This is a genomic window from Actinoplanes sp. TBRC 11911 (assembly GCF_012933445.1).
Taxonomy (GTDB): Bacteria; Actinomycetota; Actinomycetes; order Mycobacteriales; family Micromonosporaceae; genus Actinoplanes.
In genome coordinates, this window is the sequence record NZ_JABBNC010000008.1 from 16,751 (window position 1) to 41,905 (window position 25,155).

At 70.7% G+C, this 25,155-nt stretch carries 26 protein-coding genes; 16 read left to right on the forward strand and 10 right to left on the reverse strand.

Annotated features, from left to right (window positions below; genetic code table 11):
• Positions 1–59 precede the first annotated feature (59 nt).
• Positions 60–572, reverse strand: a complete 513-nt coding sequence (locus HH310_RS13745) for a DUF1269 domain-containing protein (RefSeq protein ID WP_169175913.1) — start codon at positions 570–572, stop codon at positions 60–62.
• Between the two features lie 162 nt (positions 573–734).
• Here HH310_RS13745 and HH310_RS13750 point away from each other — a divergent pair, with 162 nt between their 5' ends.
• From HH310_RS13750 to HH310_RS13760, 3 genes are all read left to right on the forward strand, one after another.
• Positions 735–2,102: a hypothetical protein gene (locus HH310_RS13750; protein ID WP_248293992.1), complete on the forward strand. Its 1,368-nt coding sequence runs from the start codon at positions 735–737 to the stop codon at positions 2,100–2,102.
• 11 nt (positions 2,103–2,113) lie between these two features.
• The gene (locus HH310_RS13755; RefSeq protein ID WP_312034053.1) at positions 2,114–2,326 is read left to right on the forward strand and encodes a hypothetical protein; all 213 of its coding nucleotides are present in this window, start codon (positions 2,114–2,116) and stop codon (positions 2,324–2,326) included.
• 67 nt (positions 2,327–2,393) lie between these two features.
• Positions 2,394–2,930: a hypothetical protein gene (locus HH310_RS13760; RefSeq protein WP_169175915.1), complete on the forward strand. Its 537-nt coding sequence runs from the start codon at positions 2,394–2,396 to the stop codon at positions 2,928–2,930.
• On the opposite strand, the gene HH310_RS13765 is transcribed toward HH310_RS13760, so the two are convergent.
• On the reverse strand, positions 2,931–4,325 hold the full coding sequence (locus HH310_RS13765) for a DUF2252 domain-containing protein (protein WP_169175916.1): 1,395 nt from the start codon (positions 4,323–4,325) through the stop codon (positions 2,931–2,933).
• Between the two features lie 147 nt (positions 4,326–4,472).
• Between HH310_RS13765 and HH310_RS13770 the strand changes: the two genes are divergently transcribed.
• From HH310_RS13770 to HH310_RS13790, 5 genes are all read left to right on the forward strand, one after another.
• Positions 4,473–5,960: an MFS transporter gene (locus HH310_RS13770; RefSeq protein WP_169175917.1), complete on the forward strand. Its 1,488-nt coding sequence runs from the start codon at positions 4,473–4,475 to the stop codon at positions 5,958–5,960.
• A 4-nt stretch (positions 5,961–5,964) separates the two neighbouring features.
• Complete coding sequence (locus HH310_RS13775; protein ID WP_169175918.1) at positions 5,965–7,227, forward strand: threonine/serine exporter ThrE family protein; 1,263 nt, start codon at positions 5,965–5,967, stop codon at positions 7,225–7,227.
• Between the two features lie 157 nt (positions 7,228–7,384).
• Entirely contained in the window at positions 7,385–8,854 is a 1,470-nt protein-coding gene (locus HH310_RS13780; RefSeq protein WP_169176117.1) for an APC family permease, read from the forward strand.
• On the forward strand, positions 8,851–9,291 hold the full coding sequence (locus HH310_RS13785) for a hypothetical protein (RefSeq protein WP_169175919.1): 441 nt from the start codon (positions 8,851–8,853) through the stop codon (positions 9,289–9,291). The genes HH310_RS13780 and HH310_RS13785 overlap by 4 nt, the downstream gene beginning before the upstream one ends.
• A complete protein-coding gene (locus HH310_RS13790) occupies positions 9,291–10,619 on the forward strand; it encodes a dipeptidase (protein WP_248293993.1) in 1,329 nt (442 codons plus the stop codon). Before HH310_RS13785 ends, HH310_RS13790 begins: the two co-directional genes overlap by 1 nt.
• A 45-nt stretch (positions 10,620–10,664) precedes the next feature.
• On the opposite strand, the gene HH310_RS13795 is transcribed toward HH310_RS13790, so the two are convergent.
• The 4 genes from HH310_RS13795 to HH310_RS13810 are packed head-to-tail and all read right to left on the reverse strand — an operon-like array spanning position 10,665 to position 12,675.
• On the reverse strand, positions 10,665–11,117 hold the full coding sequence (locus tag HH310_RS13795; RefSeq protein ID WP_169175920.1) for a hypothetical protein: 453 nt from the start codon (positions 11,115–11,117) through the stop codon (positions 10,665–10,667).
• A gap of 17 nt (positions 11,118–11,134) precedes the next feature.
• Positions 11,135–11,584, reverse strand: coding sequence for a hypothetical protein (locus HH310_RS13800; RefSeq protein ID WP_312034054.1), 450 nt, complete (start codon positions 11,582–11,584; stop codon positions 11,135–11,137).
• Between the two features lie 11 nt (positions 11,585–11,595).
• Positions 11,596–11,814 carry a hypothetical protein gene (locus HH310_RS13805; RefSeq protein ID WP_169175921.1) on the reverse strand — a complete coding sequence of 73 codons (219 nt, stop codon included), beginning with the start codon at positions 11,812–11,814 and terminating at the stop codon, positions 11,596–11,598.
• A gap of 18 nt (positions 11,815–11,832) precedes the next feature.
• A complete protein-coding gene (locus HH310_RS13810) occupies positions 11,833–12,675 on the reverse strand; it encodes a M48 family metallopeptidase (protein WP_312034055.1) in 843 nt (280 codons plus the stop codon).
• Between the two features lie 112 nt (positions 12,676–12,787).
• On the opposite strand from HH310_RS13810, the gene HH310_RS13815 reads away from it, so the two are divergent.
• Entirely contained in the window at positions 12,788–14,077 is a 1,290-nt protein-coding gene (locus HH310_RS13815; RefSeq protein WP_169175922.1) for a diacylglycerol kinase family protein, read from the forward strand.
• Here HH310_RS13815 and HH310_RS13820 read toward each other — a convergent pair.
• Together HH310_RS13820 and HH310_RS13825 are read right to left on the reverse strand one after the other, a co-directional pair.
• Positions 14,065–14,817 (reverse strand): metallophosphoesterase, encoded by a 753-nt coding sequence (locus HH310_RS13820; protein WP_169175923.1) that lies wholly within the window; start codon positions 14,815–14,817, stop codon positions 14,065–14,067. The two genes, HH310_RS13815 and HH310_RS13820, sit on opposite strands and share 13 nt — an antisense overlap.
• A gap of 17 nt (positions 14,818–14,834) precedes the next feature.
• The gene (locus HH310_RS13825) at positions 14,835–15,671 is read right to left on the reverse strand and encodes a class II glutamine amidotransferase (protein WP_169175924.1); all 837 of its coding nucleotides are present in this window, start codon (positions 15,669–15,671) and stop codon (positions 14,835–14,837) included.
• Between the two features lie 110 nt (positions 15,672–15,781).
• Between HH310_RS13825 and HH310_RS13830 the strand changes: the two genes are divergently transcribed.
• Positions 15,782–16,666: a YhjD/YihY/BrkB family envelope integrity protein gene (locus HH310_RS13830; protein WP_312034056.1), complete on the forward strand. Its 885-nt coding sequence runs from the start codon at positions 15,782–15,784 to the stop codon at positions 16,664–16,666.
• Here HH310_RS13830 and HH310_RS13835 read toward each other — a convergent pair.
• Positions 16,596–19,247 (reverse strand): MGH1-like glycoside hydrolase domain-containing protein, encoded by a 2,652-nt coding sequence (locus tag HH310_RS13835; protein ID WP_169175926.1) that lies wholly within the window; start codon positions 19,245–19,247, stop codon positions 16,596–16,598. The genes HH310_RS13830 and HH310_RS13835 overlap by 71 nt on opposite strands.
• 140 nt (positions 19,248–19,387) lie before the next feature.
• Here HH310_RS13835 and HH310_RS13840 point away from each other — a divergent pair, with 140 nt between their 5' ends.
• The 4 genes from HH310_RS13840 (at position 19,388) to HH310_RS13855 (ending at position 22,426) form a co-directional block, all read left to right on the forward strand.
• Positions 19,388–19,834: a hypothetical protein gene (locus HH310_RS13840; RefSeq protein ID WP_169175927.1), complete on the forward strand. Its 447-nt coding sequence runs from the start codon at positions 19,388–19,390 to the stop codon at positions 19,832–19,834.
• Positions 19,818–20,996 carry an AI-2E family transporter gene (locus HH310_RS13845; protein WP_312034057.1) on the forward strand — a complete coding sequence of 393 codons (1,179 nt, stop codon included), beginning with the start codon at positions 19,818–19,820 and terminating at the stop codon, positions 20,994–20,996. The genes HH310_RS13840 and HH310_RS13845 overlap by 17 nt, the downstream gene beginning before the upstream one ends.
• Positions 20,993–21,487: a DUF1269 domain-containing protein gene (locus HH310_RS13850; protein WP_169175928.1), complete on the forward strand. Its 495-nt coding sequence runs from the start codon at positions 20,993–20,995 to the stop codon at positions 21,485–21,487. The genes HH310_RS13845 and HH310_RS13850 overlap by 4 nt, the downstream gene beginning before the upstream one ends.
• 453 nt (positions 21,488–21,940) lie before the next feature.
• Complete coding sequence (locus HH310_RS13855) at positions 21,941–22,426, forward strand: DUF6082 family protein (protein WP_169175929.1); 486 nt, start codon at positions 21,941–21,943, stop codon at positions 22,424–22,426.
• On the opposite strand, the gene HH310_RS13860 is transcribed toward HH310_RS13855, so the two are convergent.
• A complete protein-coding gene (locus HH310_RS13860; RefSeq protein ID WP_169175930.1) occupies positions 22,413–23,318 on the reverse strand; it encodes an AEC family transporter in 906 nt (301 codons plus the stop codon). The two genes, HH310_RS13855 and HH310_RS13860, sit on opposite strands and share 14 nt — an antisense overlap.
• On the opposite strand from HH310_RS13860, the gene HH310_RS13865 reads away from it, so the two are divergent.
• Complete coding sequence (locus HH310_RS13865; RefSeq protein WP_248293994.1) at positions 23,287–24,486, forward strand: MFS transporter; 1,200 nt, start codon at positions 23,287–23,289, stop codon at positions 24,484–24,486. The genes HH310_RS13860 and HH310_RS13865 overlap by 32 nt on opposite strands.
• Positions 24,483–25,151 carry an SDR family oxidoreductase gene (locus HH310_RS13870; RefSeq protein WP_169175931.1) on the forward strand — a complete coding sequence of 223 codons (669 nt, stop codon included), beginning with the start codon at positions 24,483–24,485 and terminating at the stop codon, positions 25,149–25,151. The genes HH310_RS13865 and HH310_RS13870 overlap by 4 nt, the downstream gene beginning before the upstream one ends.
• Positions 25,152–25,155: the final 4 nt, after the last annotated feature.

Below are 25,155 nucleotides of genomic sequence, written 5' to 3' on the forward strand. Positions count from 1 at the left end.
GAAGCGTCCAGAAAGAACGCCGCCCGCGACCGGCGGACGGCGTTCTGGAACGATTCCGTTCAGGAGATCTCCACCTTCTCCGGCTTGTCGCCGCCGTGCAGCGCGTCCTGCAGTTCGGCCTCGGCCTCCTTGGACAGCGACGACTTGAGGACCCGGCCGCCGTACTTGCTGAGCGCCTCGACCGCCTTGTCCGGCGTGACCTGCTCGACCACCAGGAACAGCGCGGACGTGCCCGGCTCGAGCATGTCGCGGACCTGGCTGGCGAACTGCTTGTCGATCGAGCCCTTGGTGAGCTTGCCCATCAGTGCACCGAGACCCGCGCCGACCGCCATGCCCATCACCGGGATGAAGAAGAGCAGCCCGAACAGCAGGCCCCAGAACATCCCCCAGCTGGCGCCGCCGCCGACGGGGTGGTGGTTGGTCGTGACGTGGAACTTGCCTTCCCGGTCGCGAATGATCACGGCGATCGCGTCCGGTTGGATGATGAGGTCCTTGGCGAGCCGGTCCGCCTCCAGCGATGCGGCCGTGGCCGTCGTCTCGTCGGGGTACCCGATGGCGACCAGAGTTGACATGTCGTGTCCTTCCTCCTGTACGCGTCCCGGTCAGTCAGCCATGCCGGGGCGGCACCGGTCCTCATGCGGAACGGATGAAAGAGGGCCGCTCATCACGCGCGGGTGAGGTGTCGCGCCCGGTCGCGGGGTGAGAGTCGGGGACGGACGCGAGGGAGTTCTGTCATGACTATTCCGACCAGCCCGCCGCCCACCGTCGTCGACGACCGGGACGCCGCGGAGATTCAACGGCTGCGCGCCGAACTGGAGACGTTGCAGGGCCGGCTCGACACGCGCGCCAGGCGTGCCTCCCGGGTCCGGACCGCCCGCCGGATCGCCGCCGCCGTACTCGTGGCCATCGCCGCCTTCGCGCTGGTCATCAGCGTGGTCGGGGTGTGGTCGGCGCGCACCGCGCTGAGCACCGACCGCTTCGTCTCGGCGGTCGCGCCACTGCCGCAGAACCCTCAGGTGGCGGCCGCCGTCTCGACGTACGCCACGGGTCAGATCTTCGAGGCGGTCGACGTCGAGCAACGGTTGCGTGAGGTACTGCCCCAGCAGGCCGGGTTCGTGATCGGGCCGCTGGTCGGGCAGCTGCAGACGCAGGTGCGCAACACTGTCGACAACGTGCTGCAGAGCGAACGCTTCCAGCCGATCTGGACCGAGCTGGTGCGCCGGACACACACCCGCGTGATGGAGATCGTCAACGGCGACAGCGCGATCGTCCAGTCCGCCGGCGACCAGGTCAACATCGACCTGTTGCCGCTGATCAACCAGGTGCTGCGCACGATCAGCGCGGAGCTGCCGACCCTGTTCGGCAAACAGATCACCCTGCCCGACCTGAGCAGCGGCGCGATCCCGGACAACCTGCGGGTGCGGGTCGAGGACGCGCTCGGTGTCACGCTGCCGGCGAACTTCGCCCAGTTCACCGTCTACGACTCCGGCAAGCTGCAGGCCGCCCAGGACGCGGTGGTGGCGGCCAAGCGCTACCTGGCGCTCGGCGTCGCGGCCACCATCCTGCTGCTGGTCCTGGCCCTGGTCATCTCGCCGGCGCGCCGGCGCACCGTGCTGCAGCTCGGCTTGTGGCTGGTCATCGCCGCGATCGCGGTCACCGCGATCCTGCGCGCCGTGCGCCGCGAGCTGCTCGCCCAGGTCCCGGAAGGGGTGTACCGCGACGGCTTCGCGGCCACCCTCACCACCGTCCTCGGCGGCCTGCGCGAACGCGGCACCCAGCTGATCTGGCTCGGCGCGATCATCGCGGTGGTGGCCTACCTGGTCGGTCCCGGACGGCTTCCGGTCTGGCTGCGCCGCCAGGTCGTCCGCGGCGGCCGGGCGGCCGGCCGGGGCATCCAGGTCGCGGCCGTGCACGCGCCCGACTGGATCGCCGACCATCTGGACCCGGTACGGATCGGCGGCGCGGTGGTGGCCGGCATCCTCGCCCTGATCCTGTCGTCCTGGCTCTCGCTGCTGATCATCGTGATCGTCCTCGCCGTCTTCGAGGTCGCGGTCACCCTGATCGCCCGCGCGCGGCCCCGAACCTCGGAGGCCACCTCATGAGAGAGCGCTACGTGCTTAGGATCCGCGGCATCATCGGCCCGCTGCTGCGGATCTCGCTCGGCAACGTGCATTATCGCGCGGTGCCGTGCCAGACGACGATCACCGGGGCGCTCTCCGAGGCCGCTCTGCACAAACTGCTCACCCGGCTCGACGAGTCCGGCCTCGAGGTCGTTCACCTGCAACGATTCCCGCTGCGAGCGGACACGCTCACTCCCGCCGGATGAACCGCGGACCACCTCGCGCGTCGCACGCTGGCCGGAGCCATGACGTGAGACCAGAGAGGTGACAGCCATGACGATCGGACCGGTACAGCTGCTTCTGCTCGGCTTCCCGCGGCCGGAGTTCCGCGGCGAGGTGATCGAGGAACTGGAGCGGCTGCGCGCCAGCAACACCGTGCGGGTGATCGACTCGCTCGCGGTCTACAAGGACAAGCACGGCGAGATCACCACCGAGCACCTGAGCAACCTCACCCAGGAGGAGGCAACCGAGCTCGGCAGCAAGGTCGGTGCGTTGATCGGCCTCGGTTACGGCGGTGAGGCGGGGCTGGCAGCGGGTGCCGAGCTGGGCGCGGCCGCGTCGGCCGACGGCGTGCACATCCTCGACGAGACGGACGCCTGGGACGTGCTGGCCGACATCCCGAACGACTCGGCCGCCGCGCTGCTGCTGATCGAGCACCACTGGGCGGTGCCGCTGCGCGACGCGATCGCGCGGGCCGGCGGCTTCCGGATCTCGGACGGCTTCATCAGCCCGTTCGACCTGGTCGGCATCGGTCTGCTCGGTGCCGAGGAAGCTGCACAGGTCGCCGCCTTCGAGGGACAGCCGGCCTGATCAGAGCTGCTTCGCGGCGACCATCGCGGCGTGATCGCTTTCGGTCTGGTCGGCGTACCGCTCGGCGAATTCGGCGACGGCGTGGTCAAACTCCGCGCCGTCGCCGAGGTACGCGGCGATGGCGATCCGGTCGCCGGTCCGCGCGTGCGCCCTGGCCAAGGTCCAACCACAGAGTTCCCCGTACGCCCGGAGCCCCTTCTCGTCCATCTCCTCCACCGTGATCGCGCCCTTCCAGTCGCGCAGCTGCCGCACGTAGAAGTCGCGGCCCTCCACGGTGGCCCAGCCCAGGAAGATGTCGCCGGTCGCCTGCATGAGCCGCTGCCCCTCGACCACCCGCCGGCCCTGACCGCCCGGCTGCGGCCACGACGGCGGCAGGTGGCGCGCCACGACGGGCGTACCGGCCTCCTTGACCTGCAGGAACAGCGGGTCCTGATCATCGCGGCCGGTCATCAGCACGATCCAGCACCGGGTGCCGACGCTGCCCACCCCCACCACCTTGCGCGCCATGTCGACGAACGCGAACGCGTCGAACAGGTGCCGCCGCTCGAACGCGAGGGTGCGCCGATATTCCGCGAGCACGCCACGCAGCCGCTGCTCCAGATCGTCGCGCTCGGCCGCGTCGCTCAGCATGTCGCCGACCGGGACGATCAGCGGCGGGTCCGACACGATCCGGCGCTGCCCGTCCACGACCGCGGTGAGCTTGTGGAACGCCTGCAGGCTGTCCCGGGAGCGCGCCTTCTCGGTCATCTTGCCGATCTTCTTGCTGCGCGCGCGGCCGAGCTGATCGGCGAGCGTCTCGCGGAGCTCGTCGATGTCGGCGTGCGCGTACCAGACGTCGAGCTCGCCCTGCCCGGCGAACCAGGCCATCGCCGTGCGGTAGCGCCGGGCCGTCGCGACCACCACGGCGGTGCGCGCCTTGCGGCCGAGACCGTTCTCCCGGCCGGCCACCGCGAGGCTCGCGACCAGCCGCTTGACGTCCCACTCCCAGGGGCCCGGCGCGGTCTCGTCGAAGTCGTTGATGTCGAACACCAGACGCCGTTCCGGCGACGCGAACATCCCGAAGTTGAGCAGGTGGGCGTCGCCGCACAGCTGGCTGCTCAGCCCGGAGACCGGGGTGCCGGCCAGATCGGCGGTCATCACCGCAGCGGATCCGCGCAGGAAGGCCAGCGGCGAGGCGACCATCCGCTGGTAGCGGATCGGCACCAGATCGCTCAGCCGGTCGGTGTCCTGCGCGGCGAGCGTCTTGATCGGATCCTCCCGGCCGCTGGGCGCGAAGCCGGCGTGGCTCTCCAACGGCGCGCGGCGGCGCGCGGCCAGGCCGGAGGCGGCCCGGTCGGCGGCGTCTCGCGGGCGCGAGGCACCCGGCGCTATCGGTTCGGCGGTGCCGGGGCTCATGGCGGTCCCCCTTCGACGACGATCCGGCAATGAAACTCCTGGTCGGCGGCCATGTCGTCATTCCCCGCGGGTGACAGCCATCCGTGGCGGGTGAGGTCACCGGATCGCTGCTCTCGCAAGCTGAGAATCCCCCATCGAGGAGAACTGATGGCTGAGCTCGACTCCAAAAAGGCGGCGGCCGGCCTCGGCGTGCTGCTCGCCGCGTGCATCTCGGCGCTCGTGGTCAACGCCAACACCTCCGCCGTGACGATCCTGCTCCCGGCGATCAGCGACGACCTGGGCGCACCGCTCTCCCAGCTGCAGTGGGCGGTCACCGGCTACTCGCTGGTCGGCGCCGCGGTGATCGTGACCTCCGGCGCGCTCGGCGACGTCTTCGGCCGCCGCCTGGTGTTCCTGGGCGGCCTGGTGCTGTTCGTCGCCTCGTCCGTCCTGATCGCCCTCTCCGCCGGCGGCGCCGGCGTGGTCGCCGGCCGGATGATCCAGGGCGCGGCCGGCGCCACGATCCTCGCCTGCGGGATGAGCCTGCTCTCGGTCGACTCGACCGGGGCCGCGCAGATGCGCGCGATCACCCTGTGGGGCGCCGCGTCGGCGGCCGGCGCCGCGCTCGGCCCGCTGGCCGGCGGCGCGCTCGTGGACGCCACCGGCTGGCAGGGACTGTTCTGGATCGACGCCGCGGTCGCGGCCGCCTGCATCCCGATCACCCTCGCGGCCGTGCGGGAGTCGCGCGACCCGGACCGGCCACGCTCGATCGACGTCGCCGGCACCGTCCTCATCGCGGTCATCCTGGTTCCGCTGGTACTGGCGCTCAGCGAGGGCGGCGACTGGGGCTGGGCCTCGGCCCCCACGCTCATCTGCTTCGTGGTCGCGATCCTCGGCGCGGTCGGCTTCGTCTGGGCCGAGAAGCGGGTCACCGCTCCCCTGGTCGACCTGCAACTGCTGCGCAACCGCGTGCTGGTCGGCGCCACCCTGGCGATCCTCATCGTGGCCGGCACGGTGAACGCGCTGATGTACGTGCTCAGCCTGTACTTCCAGGACCCGGCCGCGTTCGGGCTCAGCCCGCTCGAGGCGGGGCTGGCCACGCTGCCCGCCGCGGCCGCGATGATCCTGATCACGCCGATCATCACGCCGCTGGCCGTGAAGATCGGCTCGCGCCGCGCGGTCGTGCTGGGCTTCCTGGTCGCCACCGCCGGTTATCTCGTGCTGTGCTTCACGCAGGCGTCCTGGAAGTACGCGGTGTTCGTACTCCCGCTCATCGCCATCGCGGCCGGCCTCGGGCTGGCCAACGGCCCCGCCTCGTCGGCGTCCACCTCGGCGGTCGACGAGGCCGAGGTCGGTCAGGCCTCGGGCATCTCGAACATGGCCCGCTACGTCGGCGCCGCGCTCGCGGTGGCCGCCACCGCCGCCGTTTACAACAGCGCGATCGAGACCCACACGGCGGCCGGCGAGAGCGCGGGCGACGCGCTGGCCGCGGGACTCTCCCGGTCGGCCATCGTGATGGGCGGCATGGTGGCGTTCGGCATCCTGCTGGCCGTTCTGATGAAGCATCACCGGCCGCGCCGCCCGACGATGGCCGATCGGGCCGCCGCCTCGGCGGTCACGGCACACACCATCCCGGCCACCTTCGCCAATCGCTGAGCACATGGACGAGGTGGCCACCCGGGCCGTGGGCGACCGGGAGCTTCGGGAGTTCCTGCTCTATCTCGGCAGCGCGCTCACCGCTGCGGGCGAGGCGACCAACGAGATCGAGGATCGCCTGCGCCGGGTCGCGGCCGCGTACGGCGCGCCGTACGCGAGGTTCAGCGTGCTGCCCACCTACGTGGTGCTGTCCCTGACACCCGGCGGCACGGCCACCCTGGAACCCACCTACCAGCTGCGCGGCGGCCTGCGCCTCGACCAGATGACCGCGCTCTACGACCTGCTGCGGGCGGCCGGGGACGGGCGGGTCGTGCCGGCCGAGGGCAGCCGCCGGGTGCGCGACGTGATGGCGATGCCACCCCGGTTCCGCCGCGCCGTGCAGGTGTTCGGGCACGCCGTGCTCACCTTCGGCATCTGCCTGATCCTGCAGCCCACCTGGGGTGATCTGATCCTCGCCGCCTTGTTCGGGGTGCTCGTCGGCGTCCTGAAGCTGGGCAGCGCACGCTGGGAAAGCCTGCAGATGATCATGCCGGTGGTCGCCGCGTTCACCGTCGCCTCGCTGACGTTCGTCCTGGCGCGCACCGACTGGGCGAACGCCGACCTGCGGGCGATGGTGGCCCCGCTGGTGACGTTCCTGCCCGGCGCCATGCTGACGATGGCGGTGGTCGAGATGTCCGCCGCCGAGATGGTCACCGGGGCCAGCCGGCTGGTGGCCGGCGTCCTGCAACTGCTGCTGCTCGCCTTCGGCATCATCGGCGCCACCCAGACCATCGGCGTCCGGCACGGCCAGACGCCGGACGGCACCCCGGAGAACGCGCTGGGCTCCTGGGCGCCCTGGCTCGGCGTGCTGGTCGTGGCGATCGGCAGCTATCTGCTGCAGTCCGGCCCGCCCCGGTCGTTCGGCTGGCTGCTGCTGGTCCTGTACGCCGGATGGACCGGCCAGTTCCTCGGCAACATGCTCGTCGGTGGATACCTCAGCGGTCTGGTCGGCGCGCTGGTGCTCACCGTGACCGCGTACATCGTCGAGCGGCGGCCGTCCGGCCCACCCGCGCTGGTGTCGTTCCTGCCCGGCTTCATGTTGCTGGTGCCGGGGGCGTTGAGCCTCATCGGACTGACCGAGTACCTCAGCCGGGATTCGGTGCGCGGTGCCGAGGATCTGCTGGGCGCGCTCGGCTCGATGATCGCCGTCGCGTTGGGAGTCCTCTGCGGACACCCGCTCTACCGGTCCCTGTCCGCCTTGTTCGCGCGGCTGCGACGGGTCCGATGACGACCGCGCCGCCGGAATAGGGATGCTCGTCGCTGCCGCGGCGGTCATCCGGTCCGGATGAGGCCGCCGGTCGGTCCGGGAGTGACGCTCTGGCTGCCGGGCACGATCGTGCCCGGCCGGTTGGGCGTCGACACCGAACGGAGGCAGCGTGAGCACGATGGATGTGCCCGCCAGGCGGTCGGAAGCACCGCCGGTCAAGGCCGCGGGCGACAAAGGACGGACCGCGCGCGCGGTTCCCTACATCTCGTGGGTGGCACTGGCGTTGATGACCACCAGCTCGGTGGCCAGCCTCCGCCCGTCGCCCACGATGGCCGTCTACGGACTGGCCAGCATCTTCCTGTACGTGGTGCCGGCCATCGTCTTCCTGCTGCCGACCGCGCTGGTCTCCGCCGAGCTCGCGTCCGGCTGGAACGGCGGCGTCTACAACTGGGTGAGCCAGGGCGTGTCGAAGCCGATGGGCTTCCTCGCGGTGTGGTGCCAGTTCGCGATGACCATCTTCTACTACCCGAGCCTGCTCGGATTCGTGGCCAGCACGCTGGCGTACGTCATCAACCCCGACCTGGCGTCCAGTGGCGTGTGGACCGCCGTCGTGATCATGGTCTGCTACTGGGCCGGCGTGTGGGTATCGTCGCGCGGCACCAGCGGGGTGGCCGGGCTGGCGAGCGGCGGCCTGATCATCGGCACGCTGGTTCCGGGCATCCTGCTCGTGGTGCTCGGCGTCGTCTTCCTGGGCCAGGGCAACGCGTCCGCGGCGCCGATGACCGCCTCGCACCTGTTGCCGGCGTGGGCCGGGCTGTCCAGCCTGGTGCTGATCGTCAACAACTTCCTGTCGTACTCGGGCATGGAGATGAACGCGGTGCACGTGTCCTCGCTGCGCAAGCCGGCCACGGAGTTCCCGCGGGCGATGTTCATGTCCATGGGCCTGGTCCTGCTGATCTTCATCCTGCCGGCGCTGGCGATCTCCTGGATCGTGCCGGCCGACGAGCTGTCCCTGACCGCCGGCGTCATGCAGGCGTTCGACGCGGTGCTCGCGAACTTCGGCGCGCAGTGGCTGACCCCGGTGCTCGGCGTCATGCTGGTCGCCGCCTCGCTCGGCGGCATGCTGACCTGGCTGGCCGGCCCGTCCAAGGGCCTGCTGCTGATCTCGCGTAAAGAGGGCTACCTGCCGCCGTTCCTGCAGCGGCTCAACAAGCACGGCGTGCAGCAGAACATCCTCGTGACGCAGGGTCTGGTCACCACGGTCATCGCGCTGGCCTACGCGTTCATCCCGGACGTCTCCAGCGCGTACTGGATCTTCTCGGTGATCACCACCCAGGTCTATCTGATCATGTATCTGCTGTTGTTCGTGGCCGCCGTCCGGCTGCGCCGCACGCAGCCCGAGCACCCGCGCGGCTACCGTGCGCCGATGCTCGTCGGCCTGTGCGGGGTCGGCTTCGCGGCCTCGCTCGCCGCCCTGCTGATCGGCTTCGTGCCGCCCTCGCAGTTCGAGTCCGGCAACGTCGGCGTCTACCTGCTGATCGTGGCCGGTGGGGCGCTCGGCCTCGGCCTGCTCGTCCCGTACCTCTTCTACCGGTTCCGCAAGCCGTCGTGGAAGACCGACGACACCGAGGAGGTGGCGGTGGCATGAGCGACGACCGGAACGGCCACCAGAGTCATCTCACCCTCTACATCGTCTCCGGGCTCGTCTTCCTGCTCCTCGCGTTCGCCGGGATCCTCACCTACCGCGGCGCGCAGAAGAGTCAGGAGGCGGACGCGAAGGCCGCCCAGCTCAGCCTGGAGCTGAGCAAGGCCGGGCTGCGGGTGCCCACCACCGACGCGATCGCCGGCGTGCTCGGCGACGACGGCGGCGCGGTCTGCCAGGATCCCGGCAACGCGCTGCGCCGCGCCACCCTCTACGGCATGCTCACCAACGGCGCGGCCGGGCCGGGACTGCGGCCGATCGTGGCGGACAACAACGCGCTGCGGGGCCAGCTGGCCATCATGAAGGTCTACTGCCCGCAGCACCTCGAGACGCTCCAGCAGGTCGCCAACGAGCTCAAGCTGGCCAAGACGGTGCGGGAGTGATGGCGATGCAACTGCGTGAGCGGGTCGCGTCCCTGATGGACCGGGCGCACGGCGACCTGGCGGAACTGGTTGCCATCCCGTCGGTCGCCGACGCCCGGCAGTACCCGCCCGAGGAGTGCGCGCGGGCCGCCCGGTGGGTGGTCGACCACTTCGCCGAGGTGGGCTTCACGAACCTGGGGCTGCATGAGACCAGCGACGGCAGTCACGCGGTCTACGGCGAACGCCCCGGGCCCGGCCCGACCGTCCTGCTGTACGCCCACTACGACGTGCAGCCGCCGCTCGACGAGAAGGAGTGGCGCACCCCGCCGTTCACCCTCACCGAGTCCGGCGGGCGGTGGTACGGGCGCGGCGCCGCCGACTGCAAGGGCAACATCGTCATGCACCTGACGGCGTTGCGGGCGCTCGGCGACGACGTGCCGGCGCACCTGAAGCTCATCGTGGAGGGTTCCGAGGAGCAGGGCACCGGGGGCCTGGAGGACTTCGTGGTCAAGCACCCGGACCTGCTGCGCGCCGACACGATCCTGGTCTGCGACACGGGCAACGCGGCGGTCGGCGTGCCGGCCGCCACCGTCACCCTGCGCGGCATGGTCAACGTGGTGGTCACCGTGGAGGCGCTGGCCGGCGAACTGCACTCCGGGATGTTCGGGGGTGCCGCGCCGGACGCGCTGGCGGCGCTGGTACGCATCCTCGCGTCGCTGCGCGACGAGGCCGGCAACACCACGGTCTCCGGTCTGGACAACGGCCAGACCTGGTCCGGCGCCCCGTACGCCCCCGAGCAGTTCCGGTCCGACTCCGGCCTGCTCGACGGCGTCGACCTGCTGGGCAGCGGCTCGATCTCGGACATGATCTGGGCCCGGCCCGCGGTGACCGTGCTCGGCATCGACTGCCCGCCGGTGGTCGGTTCGGCGGCGGCGATCCAGCCGCACGCGCGCGCCCGGCTGAACCTGCGCGTGCCGCCCGGAACGGACGCGGTCAAGGCCCTGGACGCCCTCATCGCGCATCTGCACTCGGCGGCGCCCTGGGGCGTGCGGGTGACGGTGACGAAGGAGGCGCTGGGGCAACCGTTCGAGGCCCGCACCGACGGGCCGGCGTATCGGGCGTTCGCCGCGGCCATGGCCGAGGCGTACGGGCGGGAGATGACCACGCTCGGGCAGGGCGGGTCGATCCCGCTGTGCAACGTCTTCGCCGACACCTTCCCGCAGGCCGAGATCATCCTGATGGGGGTGGAGGAGCCGACGGCCGCGATCCACGCGCCGAACGAGAGCGTCGACCCCCGCGAGATCGCGTCGCTAGCCGAGGCCGAGGCCCTGTTCCTGCGGAAGCGCTGACAGCCGAAAACGATGAAGGCCCCGGTGACCGGGGCCTTCATCGGCTCAGTTGCGCACCTCGCGGCCGTGCACCGCCAGGGCGTAGATGACCAGGACGTCCAGGGCGATGACGATGGTGGCCCAGATCGGGTAGGCCGGCAGGAACGCGAGGTTCGCCAGCGCGCTGATCCCGGCGATGATGATGCCGATCACGCGGGCCCACATCTGGCCGAGGAAGACCCCGATACCGGTGAGCGCGGCGATGACCCCGATGATCAGGTGGATCCAGCCCCACGTGGTGTAGTCCCAGGTGAGGACCAGACCGCTGCGGGTGACGAGGAAGTAGTCGTCCCGGACGATCGCGACGATCCCCTCGATGACCTGGAACGTTCCGGTCATCAGCAACATCACGCCGGCGAACACGACCATACCCACCCAGGCGGTCGGCCCAGGGGTGGAACGGACGTTGTACGGCTCCTCGGCCGCGTGGGCCGACTGCTTCTGCTGAGTGTCGGACATGATCGATGGCCCTTCTGCTATCGATGGAAGCGCCGGGGTACCGGCGCCTTGGGGAGATGGGTTACGGCGGCGGCGAGGTAGGGGCCGACGAGCTGGGTACGCGACCAGTCCGGCGCGGCGACCTGGATCTCGCGGTCGCTCAGTGCCAGGCGTACGGCGACGCCGTGCTCGCCGAACGGGCGCAGCGGGCAGGGCGTCAGGTTCGCCGGCACGCGGGCGGCGAAGCGGACCCGGCGATCCAGGACCGGCCCGCGCCGGATCACCAGCACGTCGCCGTCCCACCACGCCCACCTGCGGCGCGACCAGCGGCGGCGCAGCAGCCGCCAGCCGGCCGGGGCACGGCCGAGCGCGCGGACCCGGCACTCGAAGACGTGCACGTCCTCGATCAGCCGGCGCCGGCGGCGCCGCTCCACCACGTCGGCGGCGACCAGCGCGGCCAGGACGGCGAGTGTCAGCAACGAGAACACCAGCGATCCCCTCACGGGAGGTCATCGGCGGGCAGGCGGCGCACCTCGATGAGCCGCAGCCCCATGCCGTGGATGCGGGAGATGAGACCCACGACCGCGGACTGGTCCGGCAGGTAGCCGTGCAGCACGGTCTCCGGCGGCTCCACGCTCACCTTGAGGTCCTGAAGTTCGGACAGCAGCTCGTCGGGAATCAGTCCCGAGACCCTGACCTGGTAGGTGGCGTCCGTCATGAAGAGTCCCCCAGTCCGTCACATGGTCGTTTCCGGTTCCGGCTCCCGCACCCGCGGGTGGAACAGACCGAGCCCGTACAACCGCTCCAGACGGCGGACGGTGAACGGGTGCGACTGCGGCAGCTGGGCCAGCCACACCCAGAAACCGTGCAGCTGACGGCCCTGCTGGACGAGCTGGTCGACGTCGACCACGTTCTCGGTGTGCCGGCCGGAGGCGAGCAGCACCAGACCGGTCGCCCCGAGCGGGCACAGCCGGGCACCGTGCCGGTCGCACGAGTACTCGCGGAAGCGCGACAGCGTCGGGCCGAGGATCGGGATCCGCTCCGAGTACGCGACCGAGAGCTGGTACCAGAGCGAGACGTGGTGCAGGCGGATGTGCCCGAGCTCGTGGCCCAGGATGAACCGGAGCCCGTCCCGGTTGCCGTGGTAGAGCTGCGTGAAGAGCTCGTTGGACAGCACCACGTAGTCGTGGCCGGTGGCCTGGGCGGCGAAGGCGTTCAGCGTGCCGTTGCCGTTGGCCAGGAAGATGTTCGGGCGCCGCGGCAGCTCCAGCTTGTGCGCGAACTCGTCGGCGGTGTGGTAGAGCTCCGGGTACTGCTTCGGGGAGAGCTGCACGGCGGTGCCCCGGATCGAGGCCCGTTGCGTCTCGCGAATGATGACCAGTGTCGGGACCAGCAGCAACAGGGCCCACGCCGCGGAGCGGATCGCGGTCCCCCAGCCCGAATCCTGGACGCGTTCCGGCAGGAACGGCAGCACCAGGGCGAACTGCACGATGAAGCCGATGATGAGCAGGTTGAGCACGACCATGAACACGTAGAACGGCACTTCGGCCGGGTGTCTCAGCTCGCGTGACCTCGACACGATCGCTCCTCTCCAGCGCGCCGACTGCCCCCGACGGTTCACCCGGTGATGTCCGCGCACCTCATCCCGGCGGTATGAGGCCGGACGCGGCGGCGGGGACGAGGCTGCGAGGATGACTTCACCGGTACGCGCGAGCTGGCTGGCCCGCCTGGCCCTGGTGCTGATGGCGGCGGCGACCGTGTTCGTCATCGCCGTCGCCGGGGCGCGCGGCAGCCTCGGACTCATCCTGATCGGACTAGGCGGCACCGCGCTCGGCCTGGCGGCCGCCTGGTGGTTCCTCACGCACCGCCGGTGGAAGCGCTGGCTCGCCGCGATCGTGGTGGTGCTGGCGCCGATCGCGGTGATGGTGCTGTTCGCGATCGCGAACCTGATCTGGGTCGTGGTCGTGTTCGGCGTCCTGTGGCTGACCGGCGTCGGCGTCGGCCGCCGCGCCCTGGTCAAGCCCGACGACTTCGCCACCGAGCGGGAGGCGGCACCACCCCGGCGACCGTTCCTGATCATGAACCCGCGGTCCGGCGGCGGGAAGGTGGTCCGGTTCGGCCTCGCCGAGAAGGCGCGCGAGCTGGGCGCCGAGGTCTTCCTGGTGGAGGGCCGGCAGGTCGACATCGAGGCGGTGGCGCGCCAGGCGGTGGACGACGGCGCGGACCTGCTCGGCGTGGCCGGCGGGGACGGCACCCAGGCGCTGGTCGCGTCGGTCGCCGCCGAGCACGGCCTGCCGTTCCTGGTGATCTCCGCGGGCACCCGCAACCACTTCGCCAAGGACCTGGGCCTGGACTGCGAGCAACCGGCGAACTGCCTGGACGCGCTGACGGACGGCGTCGAGGTGCGGGTGGACCTCGGCCGGGCCGGCGACCGGGTGTTCGTGAACAACGCGTCGTTCGGCGCGTACGCCGAGGTGGTGCAGAAGGAGTCCTACCGGGCGGAGAAGCTTCGCACGGCCCTGGACACGCTGCCCGACATCCTGGCCGGCGACCATCCGAAGACGCTGCGCATGGTGGCCGCCGGCCGCACCGTGGACCGGGCCGCGACCGTGCTGATCAGCAACAACCCGTACACCGCGCGCGGGCACCGCAACCGGATGGACACCGGGCGGCTGGGCGTGCTGGTGGTGACCGGGCCGCGGTCGGTCTACACCGACAAGGTCACCGAGGCGTCGGTGGAGGCGGACGGCGACAGCCCGACGGTGGCGGTCGGTGTGGACGGCGAGGCGCTGATGATGCCGTCGCCGGTGCGTTGCACGATCCAGCCCGGCGCGCTGCGGGTGCGGGTGCCGCGGCACCGCCCCGGCCTGCGCCCCCCGGAGCCCGAGCTGGAGTGGGCGCGGCTGTGGGAACTGGCCCTGCCCCTTCATTCGCGCGGCATGCGGAGCGCCCCGGCCGAGGACGTGACTCAGCTGGCGTGAAGCGGCTGGAAACCGGCCATCGGGCAGCGCACGCTCCGCCCGGTGTACCAGCCGTCCGGGCCCAGGTAGCGTTCGCGCACCTGGAGCTCGTCCGGCCCGACGGTGAGCAGGCTCCAGGACGGCGGGATGCCGCGCGTGCGGCGGCTCGTCGCCGTCCCGGCCACCACGAGCGTGCCGTGCGGCGGTAACGGCCGCACGGCGGGCAGGTGCGTGTGCCCGGCCAGCAGCAGGTCGGCGGCGGGCAGCCGGGAGTGCCACAGCAGCTGCGGCGGCGGGTGGTGCATCGCGAGCAACCTCAGGTCGCCGGCGGGGGCGGCGGCCAGGGTGGCGGCCGCCGCACGGGCCGGCCGCCGCGCCACCCGCCCCTGGGTGAACCGCCATCGGGTGCTCGACTGCAGACCCACCGCGGTGATCCCGCGGACCCGGACCACCGGCGCCAGGTCGTCGTCGATCCAGCGCCGGAAGCGGCCGTACGGGCTGAGCAGCCGTCGCGGGCTCAGCAGCGGCAGGTCGTGGTTGCCGGAGACGGCGAGCACCGGGTCGGGCAGGCTGTCGAGCAGCGCCGCGGCCCGCCGGAACTGCTCGGTGTAGGCCCGCATGACGAAGTCGCCGGTGACGACGGTCAGCACCGGCCGGGCGGCGGCCACGTCGGCGGCCAGCGAGCCGACCGCGGCCGGGTCGTCCGCCCCCAGATGCAGGTCGGACACGTGCGCCACCACCAAGCCGTCCGCGCCGGGCATGCGGCCACCGTAGCCGGTCAGGGCGCGACCGGCTGGAACGCGCCCAGCTCGTCCTGGCCCTTCTGGACCACGCCCCAGCTCGATTCCGGCACCGGGATCCACGCGCCTTCGAGGTCGCCCAGCGGTTCGGACACCACGAGCCGGGTCTCGTCGGACAGCCCGCGGAGCACGTCGACGTCGGGGTGGGTCGCCTGCAGGGCGGTGATGTCGTTGCTGAAGAACAGCGAGCGGCTGTCACGTTCGGTGGAGTAGCGGAAGCACCAGAGCCGGTCGCCGTCGGTGGTGGCCACGGTCATCTGCATCGGGAACTCGATGTGGTTGGCCCGCCCGATCGACTCGACCAGCCCGACCATGCGTTCCACCGCGCCGACCGGGCCGTGCTCGAGGCCCAGCGAGAGCGCCAGGAAGAACATCACCTCGGTGTCGGTGGACCCGGACATCTGCGGGTAGAGCTCGGGATCGATCGCGAACACCAGCTCCCGCTTGATCGTGTGGAAGTCGCGGATGGCGCCGTTGTGCATCCACAGCCAGTTGCGGTAGCGGAACGGGTGGCAGTTCGTCTGCTGCACCGGGGTGCCGGTGCTGGCCCGGATGTGCGCCAGGAACAGCGGCGAGACCGTCGAGCGGGACACCTCGCGCAGGTTGACGTCGCTCCAAGCCGGCCCGACCCCGCGCAGCAGCGCCGGCTCCGGGACGCCGTCGGTGCCGTACCAGCCGACGCCGAAGCCGTCCCCGTTGGTCGTCTCCACCCCGAGCCGGGAATGCATGCTCTGGTCGATCAGCGAGTGCTGCGGCTTGTAGAGCAACTCCTCCATGCGGATCGGCGTGCCGGAGTAGGCCAGCCAGCGACACATGACGGCTCCCTTCCTCAGATTCTGTCGGCATCGTGTCCGGCGGGCCGGGGCGACGGGCTCACCCCGGACGGATGAGGACCGGGCCGGGCGGCGGCACGGACCATGTGCCGGTGACAAGCCCGAGCGAACCGCAGGTGCGGCTGGACGCGGTGCCGCGCCGGCTGCGCCCGCTCGCCGAGGCGGTCCTCGCGCACCGGCTGGGCGCCCTGCTGCTGCGGGTCACGGGCGAGCTGATCCGGGTGCAGATCTTCGACCGCGCGATGACGCTGGCCGCGCAGGCGTTCACGTCGATCTTCCCGATTCTGATCATGTTGAGCGCCCTGTCCGGCGTCGCCGTCCGCAAGTGGGTCAACGACCGGCTCAACCTGCCGGCGCAGAGCGAACGGCTGCTGCAGGAGGCGCTCGGCGGCAGCAACAGCAACGCGTTCGGGATCGTGGGCGCGCTCATCGTGGTCGTCTCGGCCACCGGCCTGGCCCGGGCACTGACACGGGCGTATCGGGTCATCTGGATGGTGCCGGCGCGCAAGGCCGGACCGGCCGCGACCGGGCTGCAGGTTCTCTCGGTCCTGATCCTGGCCCTGTTCGTGGTGGCGATCCGGCTGCTCGCCGATCTGACCGACAAGTTCCCGGAGCCGCGCCTGGCCGGGGCGGCCGTCACGCTGGTGGCCGATCTGGCGGTCGCGGTGGCCCTGCCGCTGATGCTGCTCGGCCCGCTGGTGGTGGCGCGGTGGCGGCTGCTGGTGGCCGGCGCGATCTTCGGCGGCATGATGATCGCGGTGCGCGCGGCCGGCGACGTGTACCTGCCGCGCGCCATGGTCAGCAGTTCGGAGAAGTACGGCACGATCGGCCTGGCGTTCACCTACATCGGCTGGCTGTACGTGCTCTCGTTCGCCCTGCTGCTGGCCGCGATCGTGGGCAGCGTCGTCACCGCCCCCCGAACACCCCCCGCATCCCCCGGGCCAGCAGATCCGGACCCGACAGACCCTCGAACATGACCGGGAAGATCGCCACCAGCCCGGTCCAGCCGGTCTGGTGCGAGGCGCCGAGCCCGGCACCGTTGTCACCGTGGAAATACTCGGAGTAAGTGATCAGATTCCGCCAATGCTCGCTCGCGAAGATGTCCATGCCGCCGTGGCAGGGCCGGTGGCCGGCGTCGTCCGGCACGAACACCCGGGTGAGCCGGTCGCCGATCTCGCGGGCCACCTCGAACAGCGTCATCTCGTTGCCGGATCCGGTCGGGCACTCCACCCGGAAGTCGTCGCCGTATCCGACGTAGAGGTTCAGCAGCGCCCGGACGAGCAGCGTGTTCACCGGGAACCAGACCGGCCCGCGCCAGTTGGAGTTGCCGCCGAACATCCCGCTGTCCGACTCGGCCGGCCGGTACGCGACGGTGTAGCTGTGGTCGCCCAGGTTCAGCGATAACGGTTCCGCCGCGTGGTGCCGGGACAACGAGCGGATCCCGTACGGGCTGAGGAACTCCTCCTCGTTGAGCAGGCGCGCGAGGATGCGGCGCAGCTGCGTCTCGTCGAAGAGCGTGAGCAGCCGCCGCTGGTGGTCGTCGGCCGCCCGGCCGGTCCGCAGCACCGACGCCACCTCGGGGTGGTCGGCGAGGAACGCGCGCACCTCCGTCATGATCCGCGGGTGCCGCTCGACGACCGCGGGCTCGAGCACGGTGACCGCGGCCAGCGGCAGCAGACCCACCATCGAGCGCACCCGCAGCCGGGTCGCGCCGCCGTCCGGCAGCCGCAGCAGGTCGTAGAAGAAGCCGTCCTGCTCGTCCCACATGGCCGCGCTGCCGGTCTCGTGGGCGACCGCGGTGGCGATCCAGACGAAGTGCTCGAAGTAGGTCAGCGCCTGCTCCACATAGCTCTCGTCGTCCTCGGCGAGCTCCAGCGCGAGCTGCAGCATGCCCTGGCAGTACAACGCCATCCACGCGGTGCCGTCGGCCTGGTCCAGATGGCCGCCGGTGGGCAGCGGCGCGCTGCGGTCGAAGACGCCGATGTTGTCCAGCCCCAGGAAGCCGCCCTGGAACACGCTGCGGCCGTCGACGTCCTTGCGGTTCAGCCACCAGGTGTGGTTGGTGACCAGCTTCTGGAAGACGCGTTCCAGCCAGGCGCGGTCGCCACGGCCGGTGCGGGCCCGGTCCAGCTCGTACACCAGGTACGCGGCGTTCGCGTGCACCGGCGGGTTCACGTCGCCGAAGTTCCACTCGTACGCCGGGATCTGCCCGTCCGGGTGCAGGTAGCGGCGGCTCAGCAGCAACTCGATCTGCGCCTTCGCGAACGCCGGGTCCACCACGCTCAGCGCGATCGCCTGGAACGCCAGATCCCAGGCCGCGAACCACGGGTACTCCCAGGTGTCCGGCATCGAGATCACGTCGTGCGCGTTCAGGTGGAACCAGGAGCCGTTGCGCAGGTCGCGCGCGTCCAGCGGATCGCGTCCGTGCTCGGTCAGCCACTGCTGCACGTCGTACTCGAAATACTGCTTGCTCCACAGCATCCCGGCCATCGCCTGGCGCACCACCCGGCGCCGATCCGGGTCCAGCCCGGGCCCGATCAGCTCCTGGTAGAACTCGTCGGCCTCGGCGCGCCGCCGGTCCACCACGGCGTCGAAATCGCTCTGGTCGCCGACGTGCTCGCTGAGCCGCACCCGCACGGTTTGCTGACCGCCCGCGGGCACCGTGAGGGTGATGTCGGCGGCCGCCTTGGTGCCGGTCCCGGCCGGGTTCACCGCGTCGGTCTCGCCGTGCACCACAAGCCGATCAAAACCGTCCTTCCCGTACGGCGTACCCGCGCTCTCGTTGTCGGTGAAATGGACGGCCTCGTCGCCGAGACAGATCCAGTACCGGGTGCCGAGCCGTTCGTGCGTCGCCTCCACCACGGACAGCCCGGCCGGCCCGTCCACGCGGCGCAGCAGCGGCTCCTTGCCGGCCCCGCCGGACCAGGTGTTGCGCCACCAGACGGTGGGCAGCAGACGCAGCGTGGCCGGCTCCGGCCCGCGGTTGTGCACGGTGATCCGCGCCAGCAGGTCCTCCGGAGCGGCCTTCGCGTACTCCACCTCGACGTCGAAATAACGGTCCTCCGCGAACACCCCGGTGTCCAGCAGCTCGTACTCGAAGTCCTCGCGGCCCCGCGCCCGGTTGGTCTCGATCAGATCCAGGTACGGGAACTCGGCCTGCGGATACTTGTAGACCATCCGCATGTACGAATGGGTGGGCGTCCCGTCCAGGTGGAACCAGTATTCCTTGACGTCCTCGCCGTGGTTGCCCTCGCCGTTGGTCAGCCCGAAGAACCGCTCCTTGAGGATCGGGTCCCGCCCGTTCCACATCGCCACCGCCAGGCACAGCAGCTGCCGGTCGTCGCTGAACCCGGCGATGCCGTCCTCGCCCCAGCGGTACGCCCGCGACCGTGCCTGGTCGTGGCTGAGGTACGCCCAGGCCTCGCCGTCGGCGCTGTAGTCCTCGCGGACCGTCCCCCACTGCCGGTCGCTGAGGTAGGGCCCCCACCGCCGCCACGGCACCTGATCGTTATCGGCCTCGGCCAGTCGTCGCTGTTCGGCACCCAGTTCGTCCGTCATGGATACCTAGCGTTCGGCCGGCCCGCCTCCCGGTCGTCATCCGGCGGGGATGAACCGGCCGTTCACCCCGCTCGGGTGAGGTAGCGCGGCGCGCGGTGGGCGACCGTCGGGACGACGCACCGACAACCCGGAGGACGACCATGACGCACACCGAGTCCCAGCGGGCGACAACCGACCCGTCATATCCCGTCCAGCGGACACCGCAAGTGACCCCCTGGGTCGGCATGGTGGTCTTCGCGGGCACCATGCTCATGCTGCTCGGCGGCTTCCAGATCTTCCAGGGCCTGGTCGCCCTGATCCGGGACGACTTCTACGCGGTCACCCGCACCGGGCTGCTGCTGGAACTGGACTTCACCGCCTGGGGCTGGATCCACCTGGTCATCGGGGTGATCGCCATGATCACCGGTGTCGGCGTGCTGGCCGGCCAGATGTGGGCGCGCGTGATCGGCATCATCATCGCCGGCCTCAGTGCCCTGGCCAACCTCGCGTTCCTGCCCGCGTACCCGATCTGGTCCACCATCATGATCGCCCTGGACGTGCTGGCGATCTACGCACTCGCGGTACACGGCCGTGAGGCCCGGTACTGAGGGGACGTCCCTGCCGCGCGGGGTGATCGTGCTGCTCGGCTGCGCGACCCTGGTGGTCGTCGTGGCCGGGATGCGCGGCGTGGCCGGGATCATCGGGCCGGTCTTCCTCGCCCTGATGCTGACGGTCACGGTGAGCCCGCTGACCGGCTGGCTGCGCCGGCGGGGCGTCCCGGTCTGGCTCGCGACGCTGGCCACCATCCTGACCTCGTACGCGATCCTGGCGCTGCTCGGCGGTGCCCTGGTGATCTCGATGTACCGCCTGGTCGGCCTGTTGCCGGAGTACGAGCAGCAGTTCGCCAACCTCCGTAATGATGTCATCGCGCAGCTGAACAACATCGGGATCAGCACCCAGCAGGTGCGCGACTGGATCTCCGGCGCGGACCCGCGCACGATCGCGAACTGGGTCGAGGCGCTGGCCGGCGGGCTGGCGAGCCTGCTGTCGAACACCGTCTTCCTGCTCGCCGTGCTGCTGTTCATGTGCATCGACGCGGTGAACTTCCCGGCCCGGCTGCGCTCGGTGGCCGGCGATCGGCCGCAGGTCGTCACCGCGCTCCGCTCGTTCTCCCAGGGCACCCGGCGCTACCTGCTCGTCTCGACCATCTTCGGGCTGATCGTCGCGGTCGTCGACACCCTGCTGCTGTGGGCGCTCGACGTGCCGCTGCCGGTCCTCTGGGGACTGCTGGCGTTCATCACCAACTACATCCCGAACATCGGCTTCATCATCGGCCTGGTGCCGCCGGCGCTTCTCGCCCTGCTGCAGGGCGGGGTGGAGCTGATGGTGACGGTGATCGTGCTGTACTGCGTGGTCAACTTCGTCATCCAGTCGGTGATCCAGCCGAAGATCGTCGGTGATGCGGTCGGCTTGTCCGCGACCGTGTCGTTCCTGTCGCTCGTGTTCTGGGCCTGGGTGCTCGGCGCGCTGGGCGCGCTGCTGGCGATCCCGCTGACGCTGCTGGCCAAGGGGCTGCTCGTGGACGTCGATCCGTCGACCACCTGGATCAACGCGTTGCTGTCCGGTGGCGCCGCCCCGAAGGCCGAGGCAGCCCCGAAGGCCGCGCCCGAGGAATCCTCGCCCCACCGGGATGAGGCACCTCCGGCGCCCGAATCCCACGATGGTGCCGCATCACCACCCCTTACCAAATCCCCTGGGAGTACGGCATGACCACGTTCACGGTGTGGAAGTTCGACGACCCGCAAGGTGCGCAGAAAGCCGAAACCATCCTGGAGTACGCCGCGGCCGACGGGCTCGTGAAGATCGTCGATCACGCGGTGGTCACCTGGCCGAAGGGCGAACCGCAGCCCAAGACCGAGCACAAGCACGACGACCGCCGGCGCGGTACCGGCTGGGGCGCGCTCTGGGGCCTGATGGTCGGCACGCTCTTCCTGGTGCCGGTGGTGGGCGCCGCGGTGGGCGCGTCGATCGGCGCGATCAGCAAGGCCACCGAGGGCACCGGCATCCGGCGCGAGGATCTCGAGAAGATCCGCACGAGCATCACCGAGGGCACCTCGGCCCTGTTCCTGGTGACCGAGAACGCCGATCTGGACCGGCTCGGCGAGCGGTTCCACGGGCTGCCGAAGACGTTGGTGACCACCAACCTCACCGACGCCGAGAGGGACGTGCTCATGGAGACCTTCGGCGGCACCAGCCACTAACCGTATGTAGTCGTACGGTCACGGAAACAACTGCAGGTCACGGGGCACGCCCGGTGAGTCCGTAATGCTCCCGTTCGCCATAATCGGCACTCACAGTGATGACCAAGGGCGCTCATCCGTGGCGGTGAATGGGGCCGGGCCTTCGACGGCGGCGCCCGGACGGGCCACAACATCGACGTGGATCCATCATGACCAGCGGACGGGTCAGCAAACCGCGACGGTCCAAGAGCGTCAAGAACGCACCTGCGTCGAATAATCCGCCTACTGGAAAGCGTCAGACAACGACGGACACGCTGTGCGACATGGGTTGCCGAGGCAGGGCTTGCGTGAGAACTTGCCCTGCATTGGCCCTACTCGTGACTGCCCGCCTTTGCCTGAAGCCGGAGGGCTCGTTTCGACCGAGCCGGCCGGTTCGATGGGTTGGTATGGCACCCAACGAAACAGAGAGTGGAGATGACCGATCTACCGACCATCATCTCGATTGCCGCACTTCTCGCCGTTGCGATCGCCCTGGTCGTTCAGCAGCAACAATCGCGCACCGCGCAAGCGGTGGACGTCAGGGAGCGGCACTTCGAGCTGATCAAACTGATGCTCGATCACCCGGAACTGGACTACAACGCCACCGAGCGACCACCCGCCGACGAGCGCATGACGGCGATCGGTATGAGTCTCTGGGTCGCACACTGGAACACGCTGTGGCACATGGGGAGCCTCGACGAGAAAGCGTTGCGGTTCAACCTCGACGACCTGTTCACCAAACCGGAGGCCCGGGACTGGTGGCACAAGGTCGGCAGCGGCTGGTCGTCGAAGGGCTCGCGCAAGGAGCGCAAGTTCATCGACATCGTGACCGAGGAGTGCACCTCGGCCACCACGCGTGCGAAGAAGTCCGCGCCATCGACCCCGCCGGCCGGGCGGGTGGAGAGCGTCAAGACCGCGTGAACAGGTAAGCGATCAGCAACAACGCCGGTACGCACGCGAGTGTGGACAGAAAGATCGCGTCCCGGATGAGCACCAGCCCGGCCGAGAAGCGCTGGGCGTAGAGGAAGACGTTCTGGGCGGTGGGCAGACCGGCCAGGACAGTCACCGCGTACGTGGCATGGTTCGGTAGACGCAGCGCGCTTGCCAGCCCGAAGGCTACGGCCGGCATGACCGCGGTCTTCATCACCACCGCGGCGATCGTGGCCACCCGGTCCGAGCCGGGAGCCAGCAGGCGCTGCCCGTGCAGCGACAGACCGAAGACGAGGAGCACGACCGGCACCGCGGCCTCGCCGACCGTGGCGATCGGATCGGCCACCACCGTGGGGAGGCGGACCCCGGTGACGGCCACCAGCGCGCCGAGGATGACCGCGGCGATCAGCGGGTTCTGCAGCGGCGTGGCGAGCACGGACCGCACCGACGCGCGCCCGACGGTGACGATCTCCAGCATGGTGAGCGCGACCGGCGTGATGACCAGCACCTGCAGGATCACGATCGGGACCACCAGCGCGGCGTCGTGCAGCACGTAGGTGGCGATCGGCAGCCCGATGTAGTTGGCGTTCGTGTAGCCCCCGGCCAGCGCCCCCACGATCCGCGTGCCCTTGTCCCTCCCCCTGATTATCAAGGGGTAGAGGGCGAAGCAGACGCACGCGGCGGCGGTCGAGACGAGCAGCGGCTCGCTGAACAGAACACCCAGGTCAGCCTTGGCGACGACGGTGAACAGCAGGCACGGCGCCAGCACCAGATAGACGAGCCGGCCCAGCGCCGCCACCGGGAATTCCACCCATCGGCCCACCAGCCAGCCCATGAAAACAATGACACCGATGAGCGCGAACCCCGAGAATGCCGAGATCATGTCGTTGATCCTGCCGCGCCGCCGGGCCTGGGCCGCGCTCGCCGTCCTGTCGCTCGCCGCCTTCGCCTTCGTCACCACCGAACTGCTGCCGATCGGCCTGCTCACGCTGATCGCGCCCGACCTGGACCGGTCCCGCTCCCAGGTGGGCCTGCTGGTCTCCGGGTACGCCTTCGTGGTCGTGCTCGCCTCGGTGCCGCTGACCGTCGCCACCAAGCGGGTCCCCCGCCGCCTGCTGCTCGGCACCACGCTCGCGCTGTTCGCGGTCGCCAATGCGGCCGGCGCGCTGGCGTCGACGTACGAGATCCTGGCCGTGGCCCGGCTGATCACCGCGCTGGCCCAGGCATTGTTCTGGTCGATCGTCGGGCCCACGGTCAGCGGCCTGTTCCCGGTCGGCATGCGCGGCCGGGTGATCTCCCTGTTCGGCGCCGGCGCGGCCCTGGCCCCGGTGGCGGGCGTCCCGATCGCGACCTGGGTGGGTCAGCAGGCCGGCTGGCGCGCGGCCTTCGCGGGGATGGCCGCCGCCGGCGTGGCGATCGCGGCCGCCGTGGTGGCGCTGCTGCCGGCCGTGCCCGCCGGGTCCGGCACCGCCGCCACCGGCACCGCGCCGGACCGCCGCCACTTCGTGAACCTGCTGATCGCCACCGCGGTCGGGGTCGGCGGTTTCCTGACCCTCAACACGTACATCACGCCGTTCCTGCTGGACGTGAGCGGATTCGGCAGCGCCGCGCTGGCCCCGCTGCTGTTCGTCGCCGGCGCGGCGGGTGTCGCGGGCACCATCGCCATCGGCCGCATCCTCGACCAGCACCCGGTCGGCTCGCTGCTGCTGCCGCTCTCGGTGGGCGTGGTCGCGCTCTTCGGCCTGTACGCCCTGGGCCCGTCCCCCACCGCCACCATCGTGCTGATCGCCGGAACCGGGCTGGGCTACGCCGGGTTCGCCACCGCGGCGCAGAACCGGATGCTGCAGGTCGCCCCCGGCAGCACGGACATGGCCTCGGCCGGCATGAGCACCGCGTTCAACGTCGGCATCGCGGGCGGGTCGCTGCTCGGCGGCGCGTTGCTGCCCGGCCTGGGCTCGCGCCCGCTTGCCCTGGTCGCCGCGCTGCTGACGGTGGCCGCGCTCACGGTCCTGGTGGTCGATGCACGCGAGAAGACTAGCCTTCGATCATGACCACGATTGCCATCGTCGGCGCCGGACCCGGCGTCGGAGCGGCCGTAGCGCGCCGCTTCGGCCGCGAGGGGTTCGACGTCGCGCTCGTCTCCCGCACCCAGACCAAACTCGACACGCTGGCCGCCGCCCTGAAGGCCGAGGGGGTCAACGCCCGCGGTTTCGCCGCCGACGTCCGCGACCGGGAGGCCCTGGACCGCGCGCTCACCGAGGCCGCCGAGACCCTGGGCCCGGTCGAGGTGCTGCAGTACAGCCCCCTGCCGCACCGCGAGTTCCTCCGCTCGACCCCCGACACCACGATCGAGAACCTGACGGCCGCCATCGAGTTCTCCGTGTACGGCTTGTTCACCGCGGCCAACGCCGTGCTCGACGGCATGCGCACCCTGGGCCACGGCACGATCCTGCTGGTCAACGGCGGTTCCGCGGTCCGCCCGCGAGCCGCGGTGACCGGCACGTCGGTCGCTTTCGCCGCGGAGAGCGCCTACGCTCAGACGCTGCACCAGACGCTGGAGCCGTCGGGCATCCACGTTACCCAGCTGATCGTGCCCGGCGGCATCCGCGACGACGACCCGGTCACCAACGCCCCCGCCATCGCCGACCACCTGTGGACCCTGCACCGCGACCGCGGCGACTTCCGCGTCTTCCACACCCCCATGCCGGAGCTCTGACGCC